The sequence below is a fragment of the Mucilaginibacter sp. FW306-07-L genome (genome assembly GCF_058782065.1).
In genome coordinates this window covers 150,768-164,141 of record NZ_JBYSXI010000002.1, presented here as the reverse complement: position 1 = coordinate 164,141, position 13,374 = coordinate 150,768, and the positions used below count along the sequence as shown (strand labels likewise).

The window sequence follows — 13,374 nt, the reverse complement described above, 5'->3', positions numbered from 1 at the left end:
GCCTACTTTTTGCTGATGTTTTTTAGATGGATCTGCGGGAAGCCGGTGTTGGCGATCATGCCGCAGCTAAACCTGCTTTCCAGGTTGTTGTAATACACTTTTACTTTTAAACTATCCTGCATAAAGCTGGCAGGCAGATTATCGGGGCTGTACATTACTTTGTCAATCTCTATCAGCCAGCCGCAACCATCCGCCGCCGGCGAACCGGTGTTGATCAGTAAACCCTCCGCCTGCTTTTCATTCTTGTCCTTTTTACAGGCGGTTACAACGGTTGTTATGGCAACAGCCAGTACCATAAAAATGGTGTTTGATTTTAAAGTTGTTTTCATGCCTTGTTTGTATAGCCCATACGTTTAATTTTAACGTTATGCTACACAAACAGATAAATTATACAAGGCCTGTATAGCCGGGTAATAACGTGGTAACACGGTACTTTTTAGTTAACTTTGGCTCAAATGGCCTATAAGAGTATTGATAACTATCGTGAAAAAGGTGCGCGTAAGCGGTTGGTAGAACTTTTAAAAAAGAAGGGCATTGATGATGAAAATGTACTTAACGCGATATGGGAAGTACCGCGGCATTACTTTTTTGATGAAACCTTCTGGAACCAGGCTTACAAGGATATCGCCTTTCCGATAGGTGAGGGGCAAACCATATCGCAACCCTATACGGTTGCCTACCAAAGCCAGTTATTGCATATCAGCAAAGGCGATAAAGTGCTGGAGATTGGTACCGGAAGCGGCTACCAAACGTGTATATTATTAAAATTGGGCGCAAAGGTTTATACCATTGAACGCCAGCAGGCACTGTACGAACGCACGGTTGACGGCCTTACCCGTTTAGGCTACAAACCTCACTTTTTTTTTGGCGATGGTTCAAAGGGTATACCCGAACATGCGCCGTATGATAAAATAATTGTTACCGCAGGCGCACCCACCGTGCCCGATGTATTGTTGCAGCAACTCAAAATAGGCGGTATTTTAGTGATCCCCGTAGGAGATGAAAACTCCCAGCAAATGGTAACCATCCTTAAAGTTGGCGAACATGATTACGAAAAAGTAGTTCTGGACACCTTCAGGTTTGTACCGCTGGTGGGGGATAAGGCTTGGTAATAGCCCCAACCCCTAAAGGGGGAGCTCCAATGTTATTAAATTAAACGTATTTTCTATTTTTACTTAATAGCAGTCTGTGAGGTTTAAAAATAAGGTCGAACTGGTTACAGCTGGTTCGACTTTTATTTTTTAGATTTTATAATTATTTTTAAACTGTGGAAGTTTTATATCTATTAATAAGTTTTATCAATGGCATTTTTATAAAAAGTCTTTTTATTAGCATTATATCCATAATGCTAATTGGTAAAGTTTTAAATGCAGAGAACCGAAATGCATTTTTAATTACTAAGGCAATTATTTTAATTTATGCTGTATTGAATATTATTTATTACATAGCAGTCTATATTTCGCCTGCTGCAATGGATAGCTTTCTGGGTAGAGCGACTGGTACCTATAATTTCGCATTTTATATTATATTAGTGCCCAACACTATTCTCCCTTTACTATTGTTGTTCAAAAGACTGGGCAGTAATAAGTATGTGTTGTTAATCTTTTCGTTTTTAATGAATATTGGATGGTTATTTGAGTTGTTGATTATTTATAGTACAAATATGCACAGAGATTATACAGCTACTCGACCGTCATTCAACTCTTTGTGGTTCGTTCTATTAAACGGTATTCTCATTGGCTCCGTAATATATGCCGTTGGCAGAGTATTCAAGCACAAAGTACTTAATATTGATATCCCATGAATTATATATTCGGATTTATACAGATGCAAATAGTAATTTAATAATAGGGAACGCTTCTTCTGCAACATGTCGAACCTTTTATACCTAATCGAAAATATACCCATCACCGAGTATCACCAAAAGCAAGAAGCAAATGTGAGGCGCTAAACAATTATAAAAGAGGTTTAGCTTAATTTAATGACATTTGGAGGAACCCCCAGCCCCTAAAGGAGAGTTTGTATTGCAAATGATTATCAAGTTTCCCCTTTAGGGGACGGAAGGGGCTAACTTTTCATCACCCTGTCCAGTTCGCGTTTGCTGTCGCGTTCTTTCATGGTTTCGCGTTTGTCGAAGTCTTTTTTACCTTGTGCCAGCGCTATTTCCAGCTTGGCAAAGCCCCGCTCGCTGATAAATAATGCCAGCGGAATAATGGTAAAGCCTTTTTCTTCGCCCTTGGTAAGCAATTTCTTTAATTCCTTTTTGTTGAGCAGCAGCACACGGTCGCGCTTGGCCTCGTGGTTGTAGAACGAGCCGAAAGAATATTCAGAAATATGCAGGTTGCGCACATAAAGCTGCCCGTTTATAAAGCTGCAAAAAGCATCGTTAATATTGGCCTTGCCCTGGCGTATTGACTTTATTTCGGTACCCAGCAGTTGAATACCGGCAACATACTTATCCAGTACGTGGTATTCAAAATAGGCTTTTTTGTTTTTTATGTAGATCTTATTCTGGCTCATGTCTCTCTGTCGGTGCAAATATGCGAATTTATTTTGCTTGGGGCTTAACAACCAATACCGGAACCTTCACCATGTGCCGTACGGTATTTACGGTGGTACCGAATATCAGATCTTTAAGTACCCGGTGCCCGTGCGATCCCATCACCATAAAATCGATACCCTCATCGTTCACAATTTTAGCGATAGCCTTGGCGGGTATGCCGTAACCAATGTAACCGCGGGCATTGTAGCCCATCCGTTGCAGGTCATCAATATACAGATCCAGGTTTTTAACGTCGCTTTGTGTTTCACGGTCCATTACCTCGGTTTCGTGGTAGCGGGCGGCGGCAGTTTCAACCACGTGGATCAAAGTATAAGCCGCATCCTTACCCCCCTGCATAATAGCATGGCGAATGGAATCGCGGTCGTTAGCGCTAAAATCAATGGTGATGGCGATGTTATTATAAACAATCGGACTAATATCGCCAATAGAAGTCGCCTCGCCATGCGGTACCCGGGCAGGCCTTTCTTTCAGCTTGAACAATAACGGCCTCACAAAAATATAGAGCAACAATACACCGATGCCTAATATAAGCGGCACCACAATGGCATATATCTCAATCCGGGCGTTGGGGTAGCCGCTTATCCAGTCGTTCACCTGGTCAATAACCAGTTTTACGTTTAGGCCAACAATTAGTACGGCGCTGATCCAGGCCGCTGTTTTTGCAAGGGGGCCAATGGCAAAACCATGCATTTTGGTTTTGTCGGACGTAAAGTGTATCAGCGGGATAATAGCGAAACCCAGTTGCAGGCTCAATACCACCTGGCTCAATATCAACAGATCGCTCAGGGCATCCTCACCAAAATATAAAATGGTAAATACTGCCGGCAATATGGCTAACAGGCGGGTAAGTAAACGGCGCATCCAGGGGGCAATACGCAGGTTAATATGGCCTTCCATAATGATCTGCCCGGCAAGGGTACCGGTAACGGTAGAGCTTTGTCCGGATGCTATTAAGGCTACGGCAAACAGCACCGGGGCTATCTTACCAAAAATATTTTCGAGCAATTTATAGGCATCCTGTATCTCGGCTACTTCAAAATAACCATTCTTAAAAAAAGCACCGGCAGCTAATATCAGTATGGCGGCATTTACCAAAAAGGCCAGGTTAAGCGCTATCACGGTATCAAACATGTTGAACTTCAGCGATGCTTTAATGCCCTCTTTAGTACGGTTGATTTTGCGTGTTTGCACCAGTGATGAGTGCAGGTACAGGTTGTGCGGCATTACCGTAGCGCCAATAATGCCTATGGCGATATAGAGCATTTTATGGCTTACCGCATCGTTTTTAAACAGGTTGTTCGGGATAAAGCCTTTGGCTATCTCTACCACATCCGGCTTAACAATGAACATCTCTGTTAAAAAAGCTATGCCGATAACGGAGATCATCGATACAATAAAGGCTTCCAGCTTGCGCATACCTTTGTTCATCAAAAACAGCAGCAGCACGGTATCGGTAATAGTAAGTATCACGCCCCATAGCATAGGAATGTGAAACAACAGGTTAAGGCCGATGGCCATACCGATGATCTCCGCCAGGTCGCAAGCCACGATGGCTATTTGGGCCAGGATGTATAAGCAAAAGTTGACAAACCGGGGATAAGCGTTTTTTGAAGCCTGCGCCAGGTCCAGCCCGCGCACAATACCCAAACGCGCGCTTAACGATTGTAACAGCAAGGCGATGAGATTAGATGCCAGCAGTACCCATATCAGCCGGTAGCCAAATGCGCTGCCGCCGGCAATATCGGTAGCCCAGTTGCCCGGATCCATATAGCCTACGCTTACCAGGTAGGCGGGACCTAAAAACGCGAATATCTTTCGCCAGCCTGTGCGATGTTCAGTATTTACCGTTCCGTGTACATTGCTTAATGATTCGCTGTGCCTGGCATCCATAATTATATTTTGTGGCTCCCGTATCTTTTTTGCTTTTGCTAACGTTAAACAAAAGCAGATGTTTTTAAAAAGTATATTTTATCAAATCTAATTAAAAAAATTAGTTAAGACTAATAATTGAAATAAAATATACTTTTGAATGACTGCACGTTATAAAAATATTATTTCGCTAATATTTTTATAGTATATATTTGTACCACCATGGCTGCCGAATTAGATAAAATAGATCTACAGATACTAAAGATTTTACAGGAAAACGGAAGGATAACCAACCTTCAGCTTTCAAACGAGATAGGGCTTTCGCCGGCACCAACCCTGGAGCGTGTGCGCAAACTCGAAAATTCGGATTATATAAAAAGCTATCATGCCCTGGTAGATGAGGAAAAGCTCGGCCTTGGCATTAAAACCTTTATACAGGTATCGCTCGATTTTCATAAGAGCAATACCATCCAGGTTTTTTTAGAGGAAATACAAAATATTAAAGAGGTAACCGAATGCCACCACGTAACCGGGCAGTGCGATTTTCTTTTAAAGGTTTACGTGCGCGACATTAAATCGTACGAGCGCCTGATCATGGACAAGATAAGCCGTATTGGTGTGGTAAAAACATTCCACACCATGATGATCATGTCAACCAATAAAAAGGAACCTATCATTCCTTTAGAGTATTGATCTGTCTTATTAAGCAGATTAAAAGTATATTATTCTTTTAATTTATACACTGAATATTATTCCGCATCTAATGCGTATATGTATTCAGTGGCCTTTTGGTAAAGCTAAAGGTTAAATTAGTATTTAAATTGACTATATGGAGATAAATAACCGCCTTTAGGTGGAATGATACTGTGAAGAAAAGTAAATGGATGGCAATTGAAGCGATTGTGAAATTGCCATCCTATTAACCAATCTTCAACAAAAAATTGTACTGAGTTTAGTATTGCTGCTACGAATTACGACCTCAAAGCACCAGACAATACAAAGCATTAAGTACGCCAGTAGTGGCGTGGCTTTGTCTTTGTGTCTGGTAGGGCGTCGTAACCCTGTAGCGGCTGAAGATATATAGTCCACGCCATATTTTTTGCTACAAATTACGACAACATAATGAAAAAACTAAGGTGTTATTTAGGCTGGCATAGTTGGCTTTATAACGATGACGGTAATTACCGGCGATGTAAAAATTGCTCACATAGACAAAGATTAAAAATAACAGATCAATCGGGCGGATGGGGAACTAACTGGTATTGGGAAAGTTATTAAAATGAAAAAGCGGATCAATTTCCGCTTTTTCATTTTAATATAGTAGCACACAAAGTTATTCTTCTTTGTTAGCTGCTGCTAATATTGCTCTCACCCGATCGGTATTGGTAACTATTACGCTGTACTCATCCACATCGGCGTTGCCCATTAATATATGGTCGTTACGGTAAAGCATGTGGCTGCTTACTCTTGTTTTGGCAGTGGAGTGCACTTCTTTAGCACCGGTAAAGCGCACAATATCGTTCACATTATTTTCGTCGACACCGCAACCGGGCATAATGCTGATGCGCCCGGCAGATTGCTGCACCAGGCTGGCTATAACGCTTGCACCCTCAATAGCGGTGGTTTTACCGCCCGAGGTAAGCACGCGCTCGCAGCCTATCTCAATAATATCCTCTAAAGCCTGGTGAATATCGGCCGCCATATCAATAGCCCGATGGAAGGTTACACCAAGGCCCCATTGTTTGGCAATTTCCACCAACTCTTTGCAGCGGGGTTTGTCTACATGCCCTTCGGGTGTTAGCATGCCGATCACTACACCATCGCAGCCGGCTTCAATGCAATACCGTATATCGGCTTTCATGATCTCGAACTCCAGGTCGTTGTAAAGGAAATCGCCACCCCGGGGGCGTATAAGCGCATATATTTTAATGTGGAGCAGTTTGCGGGCAAGCAATATTTGCCCGGCTGATGGGGTAGTACCGCCATCGCTTAAATTATCGCATAGTTCAACGCGTATCGCGCCGCCTTCCTGCGCCGCCACTGCCGATACGGTGGAGTTGGCGCATACTTCAAGTGATATCATTCAGGAATTTGCTAAACTATAAATATACTACTATAATATGATTACTTCTTATAATAGTACTTTCCTTTGATAAGCTTATCCTGCTTCTCGCTGTCGCAAACAGCATAGCTAAAGCCATCCTGCAGGGCGAAAGCGCCGTATTCACCTTTTTTGTTGATAGCTAAAAAGCCCACCTGTATTTCTTTAGCGGTATCAGGTTTCTTTTTTACGATGCGCATAACAGCTTCTTTACAGGCTGCTTCGGGCGTGTAACCCTGGCGCATCAGTTCTACTACCAAAAAGCTGCCCACGTTGCGGATCACTTCCTCGCCAACACCGGTTGAGGTAGCACCGCCCACTTCGTTATCAACATACAATCCGGCACCAATGATCGGGCTATCGCCCACACGGCCGTGCATTTTAAAAGCCATACCGCTGGTAGTACATGCGCCTGATATGTTGCCTTTGGCATCAATGGCCAGCATGCCAATGGTATCATGGTTATACTGGTTGCCCGGTTTCTGGCTGTTCTCAATATTCATTACGGGCTTATACTGTTTAGTCTCAAGCCACTTTTTCCATTCTTTTTCAGATTCCGGCGTGAGCAGCTTTTCCCGTTTAAGGCCCTGCTCAACCGCGAACTGGGTAGCCCCCTCGCCAACCAGCATTACGTGCGGCGTTTTTTCCATCACCATACGTGCTACCTCTATGGGGTGCGCAATGTATTCCATGGCCGCAACCGAGCCGCAATTACCCTTTTCGTCCATTATGCAGGCATCAAGGGTTACATGGCCGTCACGGTCAGGGTAACCAGCGCGGCCAACAGTATGGTTGGTTAAATCCGCCTCTGGAATTTTTACGCCTGCTTCAACCGCGTCCAGCGCGCGGCCGCCTTTGCCTAAAATGGTCCAGGCCTCTTTGTTGGCGGCAATGCCAAAATCCCAGGTAGATATTACCACCGGCAATTTAGGAGCAGCAAGGCTTAATGGTTTAGCAAAACTTGTTGATATTGAGGCGCAAGCAGCGCTTGCAGATGATATTTTAATAAAATTTCGACGCGATAACATGGTTCAATATACTTAAAATATGTTAGCGGCAACGGATTGGTGTAAAATGTAAGCGATTTTTTACCCGGACGGCTGTTGGTAAAAACACCCCGTTATACCAACCTTTTTTAATTAATTTCGGTGCGATGAATCGTATCGACCGAATATCAGCCATCCTGATACAGCTACAATCACGCAGGGTGGTAAAGGCTGCTGATATTGCCGAGCGTTTTGGCATCAGCCTGCGTACGGTTTACCGCGATGTTAAAACCCTTGAAGAAGCCGGTGTACCGCTGATGGGCGAGGCCGGCGTAGGCTACTCCATTATGGATGGCTACCGTTTGCCGCCGGTTATGTTTACCAAAGACGAAGCCACGGCATTTTTAACCGCCGAAAAATTCATCGAAAAGCTGACGGATAATTCAACCACGCTATCACACCGCTCGGCCATGGATAAGATACGCGCCATATTGCGTACGGCTGAAAAAAATACGCTGGAGGATCTGGATGGCAGCATAGCCGTTATTAAGAGCCATAGCCAGCGCGGGGCCGACAACCAGGATCACATCCAAACCACATTGAACGCTATTGCGCAAAAACGCATACTCGCGCTTGATTATTTTGCCATGCACAGCCAGCAGCAAACCAACCGTATGGTTGAGCCGGTGGGCATTTACTACCTGGAGAGTTACTGGCACCTGATAGCCTATTGCCGTATGCGTAACGATTACCGCGATTTTCGGCTCGACCGTATAAAAGGTATCAGTATTACTGATGATGTTTTCGCGGGCCAGCATCCGTCGCTCAAGGATTATATTGCCCAAACCGCCCGCGAGCATAAGCTGGAAACCGTGATCATGCGTATAAAAAAGCGGGTTTACCCATACCTTACCAGCCAAAAGTACTACAACGGCTTCGTGTCCGAAAAGGAAGATGGTGATGAGTGGGAGATGACCTTTTTAACCACCTCCATTGAAGGTTTTGCCCGCTGGTTTATGATGTACGGCGATATGGCTGCCATTGTTACCCCCGATGTTTTAAAGGACCGTATTCAGGAGATCGCACAGGCCATCGTTAAAAAATAAATTTCTATAAATTTTACTGTTGACATAGGGTTGTCACCCGGTGGATGTTTTTTTGCACAAAACAGCAATTAAGCTGTTGTACATATTACCATAACATACCATCATCATGACAGACATCACTTTAACCACCACTGTTGACTTTACTTCATCCAAAGAAAAAGTTTGGCAAGGACTTACTGACCCCGCTTTAATTAAACAATACTTTTTTGGCACACAACTCATTACCGACTGGACCATCGGCAGCCCGATAATCTGGACAGGAGAGTGGGATGGTGTTGTTTATAAGGACAAAGGCACTGTGCTGGAAGTTATCCCCGGCGAATTTGCCAAATACACTTACTGGAGCAGCATGTCGGGAACGGAAGATGTGCCCGAAAACTACCAGGTAGTAAGCTATCGCCTTAGCGACAACAATGGCGGTACCCGCCTTACCATTACGCAGCAAAACATTGCCGACGAAGAGAAGAAACAACACTCCGAACACAACTGGCAAGCCCTGATGGCCGAGCTTAAAAAACTGATCGAGTAATTAAGCCTGCGGATTGAACGCCATGCGCTGGCCGGACAGGTGATGGTTCACAAAATGGCCGCCATCCCATACCAGGTTGCCCGATACAATGGTACTTACCACGCTCGATTTAAAGGTAGATCCTTCAAAGGGGCTCCAGCCGCATTGGTATAAAATATTGTCCTTTTCAACCGTCCACGGTTTGTTCAGGTCAACCAATACCATATCGGCCCAGTAACCTTCACGTAAAAATCCGCGCCTGTCAATACGGAAACAGGTGGCCACGTTATGTGCCATCTTTTCTGTTATTTGCTCAAGGGTGATCTTTCCCTGGTGGTAAAGCTCCAGCATGGCCGTAAGGGCGTGTTGCACCAGCGGGCCGCCTGATGGTGCCTGCATATATGGCTGCGCTTTTTCTTCGATAGTATGCGGGGCATGGTCGGTAGCGATAACGTCAATACGGCCATCCAACACCGCTTTAAGGATGCCTTCGCGGTCGGCGCCGGTTTTAACGGCCGGGTTCCATTTTATCAGGTTGCCCTTGGTTTCGTAATCCGCATCGCTAAACCACAGGTGGTGTATGCAGGCCTCAGCCGTAATTTTTTTATCCGCCAGCGGGATGCTGTTATCAAATAGGTGTGTTTCCTTTTCGGTTGATATATGCAATATGTGCAGCCTGGTGCCATGCTTTTTAGCCAGCTCAACCGCCAGTGACGATGACAGGTAGCAAGCCTCGGCGCTACGGATCACCGGGTGTAATGATATGGGGATATTTTCTTCGCCCAGCGTCATTTTGTAATGGTTGAGGTTATGCCTGATGGTGGCCTCGTCTTCGCAATGCGTAGCGATCAGCATGGGCGAGTTGGTAAAAATATTTTCTAACGTAGTGCGGTTATCCACCAGCATATTACCGGTTGATGACCCCATGAAAACCTTGATACCGCAAACGTTGCATGCATCGGTGCGCAAAACTTCGTCCAGGTTATCATTGCTGGCACCCATAAAAAACGAGTAGTTAGCCAGTGAGCTATTGGCGGCGATGGCATACTTATCGGCTAATAGATCCTGCGTAAGCGTATTAGGTACGGTGTTCGGCATTTCCATAAAAGAGGTGATACCACCTGCAACCGCCGCCCTTGATTCCGAAAAGATATTGGCCTTATGCGTTAGCCCAGGCTCACGAAAATGCACCTGGTCATCAATACAGCCCGGCAGCAAGTGCAGCCCCCCGGCGTTGATCTCAGTACCAGCCTTAGCGTCGATACTGGTATCAATGTGTTCAATAAAACCGTCTTTGATCAGGATATCGCCAATGAATTGCTTGTTCTCGTTAACAATTGTAGCTGCTTTTATCAGGATGGATGCCATGGGAGCAAAGATATTAAAATTACGATTTGCTAATCAAGTAAGTCAGTTAGTTATCGCTTTATTACCTGTCCCGAATTTCTTTTGAGCGATCAAAAGAAACAAAAATCGCCGGCTACGTCCTGCCCGGTGAAAGTATCTGTTAGGCTATGCCTGTGCTACTCCGGGCATTACTAATGCCGGTATATTAGGTTATTTGCGGTTTGTGCGTTTATCTTAATGGATCTTTGTTAAGAGTTAGATGAGCGTCAGCCTGCCGGAAAACCGGGCCAGGGAGTATGGCCTGTGCGGCTGAAGGTTTTTTCCGGCTTGACGTTATTCACATCATTATTTGTTTTTTAAGGCGTTCATGAGATCGCTACGCTTAGTATGGTTACTTTGTGTCTAAGACAAAGTAACTGGCCTCTGCGGCCAAGAGCAGACTGATAATGTCAAAGCACAACTTCTTGATCAAAGCACTTCATAGCGTATTCTTTACTTGTCCTGAATTTCTTTTGTACGAACAAAAGAAACAAAAATCGCCGGCTGTTTAATTTTCTGTGAAAGGCAGTGCATCATCAGTGCTACCCGAAAATTAAAAGGCCGGAATAATAGCTTATGAGAGGTTTGTGCTTTCAATATTTTGTTATACATGAAGAACTAAACAAAGCACAACCCCTAAATATACTAAAATTCCGGCATCAGTAATGCCCGGAGTAGCACAGGCATAGCCTAAGCAGGTACTTTCACCGGGCAGGACGTAGCCGGCGACTTTTGCTTCTTTTGTTCGTACAAAAGAAGTTTAGGACAAGTAATTATCTTTCAAAAAAACTATTATCGCTTCAAACCAAAAACTTCGGGATAAGCCAGCGCGGTTTTAAATATCAGGTTGAGAGAGTCGGTTACCCAGATATCGCCGTTGATGGCTTTCTGTAATACCTCGGGGGCGGGTAGGGTGAGCACCCGTATATCTTCGGTAATATCTAACTTTTGTTCGGAGTTAAACTCCGCGTCAAACAGAACAAAACCGTAGGTAATTTGCCTTAGTTTGGTTGGGTTGTTGGCTATTTTGCCCATGGGTATCAGGCGGTCGGCGGTGGCTTTAATGCCTGTTTCTTCTTCCAGTTCGTTCATTGCCGATTCAACGATGCTTTTGTTTTTTTGCTGCATACCGCCGGGTAATTCAAGCAATACCTGGCTTAGGGCATGTTTGTATTGCTCAACCAATACCACCTCGTTGTTTTTGGTGATGGCCAGCACCTGTACTACATCGCCGAGGGGCGAAAAATAATAATCGTCAACAATAGTGCCGTTAGCCAATTCAACAGCATGTTTTAGTATGGGGAACCACGGGCTTGGCGAAACATTCTCTTCGCTCAATAGCTTCCACGACTTTATTTCTTTATCGGTCATTTTTTATTTTCAGGCTGATTATTGGCCTAAAATATTAATTACGGCCGAACAAACGGCTATTTATCATCATATCATCAAATAGCGGGTGGTGTTATCGCGGGTAAGCGCACCTTAAAAGAAAAAACTATCTTTGCGGCATGGCAGCAACCTTTGATGATTTTGATTTTAACCGGCAGATATTAAATGCCATTACAGATGCCGGTTATGAGCAGCCTACGCCCATACAGCAAAAGGCTATTCCGCCAATAGCCAACGGGCAGGATGTAATGGGTATTGCCCAAACCGGAACGGGCAAAACGGCCGCCTATGTGCTGCCCATCATCATGAAGCTGAAATACGCGCAGGGTGAAGATGCGCGGGCATTAATTATAGCGCCAACCCGCGAGCTGGCCTTACAGATAGAAGAGAATGTTAAAACCTTCGCCACCTACACCGATCTGCGGGTAGTGGTACTGTACGGCGGCATAGGCCCCAAAACGCAAATTGAGAATATAAATAAAGGCGTTGATATTATTGTAGCCACGCCCGGCCGCTTTATGGATGTTTACCTGGCGGGGCATATTGTTACCAAAAACCTGCAGGTGCTGGTGCTTGACGAAGCTGATAAAATGATGGATATGGGCTTTATGCCGCAGCTTAACCGCATTTTAGAGGTGGTGCCGCGCAAAAGGCAAAACCTGCTGTTCTCGGCCACCATGTCTGACAAGATACACCAGCTATCGGCCAACTTCCTGGAATACCCAACCGTGGTGGAGGTTACGCCGCAGGCCACACCGGCCGCAACGGTAACGCAAAAGCTGTATTACGTGCCCAACATCAAAACCAAAATAAACCTGCTTAAAAAGCTGCTGGAAGAGGATGGCGAGATCAAAAAGCTGATCATCTTTTGTAAAACACGTACATCGGCAGAGGACGTGTTCAGGTTTTTATCGCGTAAGTATAAAGAGAATGAGGTTAGGGTACTGCACGCTAATAAAGGGCAGAATACCCGCATCAACTCTATCAACGCTTTTAAGGCTGATGAGGTAAAGATACTGGTTGCTACCGATGTGGCAGCCCGCGGTATTGATGTGAATGATGTGAGCCATGTAATTAACTTTGACGTGCCGATAGTGATCGAGGATTATGTGCACCGCATCGGCCGTACAGGCAGGGCCTATCAATCGGGCGAGGCTATTACCTTTTGTAACCCGGCCGAGGAGTATTATATCCGCAAGGCGGAGAAACTCATCAGGCAGCAGATACCGGTGCAGACTATCCCGGCTGATGTTTTTATAGAGGAAACCCCGTACGAGGAGCGCCAGGATCAGGCTAAAGAGATCGACATGCAAAAGCGCCGTGAAAACCCTGACTTTAAAGGAGCTTTCCACGAGAAGAAGACGCTGAACCAAAAGAAAAAATTCGAGGCCGAAAAGGCAAAGCGAAATCCTCGCGTAGCCAAAAAACTGAGCACCAAACGCTCTTCAAAACGAAAATAGATACTG

The 13,374-nt window shown here is 44.8% G+C and carries 12 protein-coding genes; 5 read left to right on the top strand and 7 right to left on the bottom strand.

Annotated elements, in window-relative coordinates; translation table 11 throughout:
• Positions 1-2 precede the first annotated feature (2 nt).
• Positions 3-329, bottom strand: a complete 327-nt coding sequence (locus AC3WJC_RS10895) for a hypothetical protein (protein ID WP_492399134.1) — start codon at positions 327-329, stop codon at positions 3-5.
• A gap of 126 nt (positions 330-455) precedes the next feature.
• Between AC3WJC_RS10895 and AC3WJC_RS10890 the strand changes: the two genes are divergently transcribed.
• Positions 456-1,112, top strand: coding sequence for a protein-L-isoaspartate(D-aspartate) O-methyltransferase (locus AC3WJC_RS10890; RefSeq protein ID WP_492399133.1), 657 nt, complete (start codon positions 456-458; stop codon positions 1,110-1,112).
• Between the two features lie 955 nt (positions 1,113-2,067).
• On the opposite strand, the gene smpB is transcribed toward AC3WJC_RS10890, so the two are convergent.
• Complete coding sequence (gene smpB, locus AC3WJC_RS10885; RefSeq protein WP_492399132.1) at positions 2,068-2,520, bottom strand: SsrA-binding protein SmpB; 453 nt, start codon at positions 2,518-2,520, stop codon at positions 2,068-2,070.
• Positions 2,521-2,548: 28 nt separating this feature from the next.
• Positions 2,549-4,453 carry an Nramp family divalent metal transporter gene (locus tag AC3WJC_RS10880; protein ID WP_492399131.1) on the bottom strand — a complete coding sequence of 635 codons (1,905 nt, stop codon included), beginning with the start codon at positions 4,451-4,453 and terminating at the stop codon, positions 2,549-2,551.
• A 201-nt stretch (positions 4,454-4,654) separates the two neighbouring features.
• Here AC3WJC_RS10880 and AC3WJC_RS10875 point away from each other — a divergent pair, with 201 nt between their 5' ends.
• On the top strand, positions 4,655-5,125 hold the full coding sequence (locus AC3WJC_RS10875) for an Lrp/AsnC family transcriptional regulator (RefSeq protein ID WP_492399130.1): 471 nt from the start codon (positions 4,655-4,657) through the stop codon (positions 5,123-5,125).
• Between the two features lie 640 nt (positions 5,126-5,765).
• On the opposite strand, the gene AC3WJC_RS10870 is transcribed toward AC3WJC_RS10875, so the two are convergent.
• Both AC3WJC_RS10870 and AC3WJC_RS10865 read right to left on the bottom strand, forming a co-directional pair.
• Positions 5,766-6,515, bottom strand: a complete 750-nt coding sequence (locus AC3WJC_RS10870; protein WP_492399129.1) for a copper homeostasis protein CutC — start codon at positions 6,513-6,515, stop codon at positions 5,766-5,768.
• A 41-nt stretch (positions 6,516-6,556) separates the two neighbouring features.
• Positions 6,557-7,561 (bottom strand): glycosylasparaginase, encoded by a 1,005-nt coding sequence (locus AC3WJC_RS10865; protein ID WP_492399128.1) that lies wholly within the window; start codon positions 7,559-7,561, stop codon positions 6,557-6,559.
• Between the two features lie 125 nt (positions 7,562-7,686).
• On the opposite strand from AC3WJC_RS10865, the gene AC3WJC_RS10860 reads away from it, so the two are divergent.
• On the top strand, positions 7,687-8,625 hold the full coding sequence (locus tag AC3WJC_RS10860; RefSeq protein ID WP_492399127.1) for a helix-turn-helix transcriptional regulator: 939 nt from the start codon (positions 7,687-7,689) through the stop codon (positions 8,623-8,625).
• A 106-nt stretch (positions 8,626-8,731) separates the two neighbouring features.
• Complete coding sequence (locus AC3WJC_RS10855; RefSeq protein ID WP_492399126.1) at positions 8,732-9,154, top strand: SRPBCC family protein; 423 nt, start codon at positions 8,732-8,734, stop codon at positions 9,152-9,154.
• Here the strand turns inward: AC3WJC_RS10855 and AC3WJC_RS10850 are convergent, their stop codons facing one another.
• Both AC3WJC_RS10850 and AC3WJC_RS10845 read right to left on the bottom strand, forming a co-directional pair.
• Positions 9,155-10,501: a dihydroorotase gene (locus tag AC3WJC_RS10850; protein ID WP_492399125.1), complete on the bottom strand. Its 1,347-nt coding sequence runs from the start codon at positions 10,499-10,501 to the stop codon at positions 9,155-9,157.
• An 810-nt stretch (positions 10,502-11,311) separates the two neighbouring features.
• Positions 11,312-11,890 (bottom strand): NUDIX hydrolase, encoded by a 579-nt coding sequence (locus tag AC3WJC_RS10845; protein WP_492399124.1) that lies wholly within the window; start codon positions 11,888-11,890, stop codon positions 11,312-11,314.
• 137 nt (positions 11,891-12,027) lie between these two features.
• On the opposite strand from AC3WJC_RS10845, the gene AC3WJC_RS10840 reads away from it, so the two are divergent.
• Complete coding sequence (locus AC3WJC_RS10840; protein ID WP_492399123.1) at positions 12,028-13,368, top strand: DEAD/DEAH box helicase; 1,341 nt, start codon at positions 12,028-12,030, stop codon at positions 13,366-13,368.
• Positions 13,369-13,374: the final 6 nt, after the last annotated feature.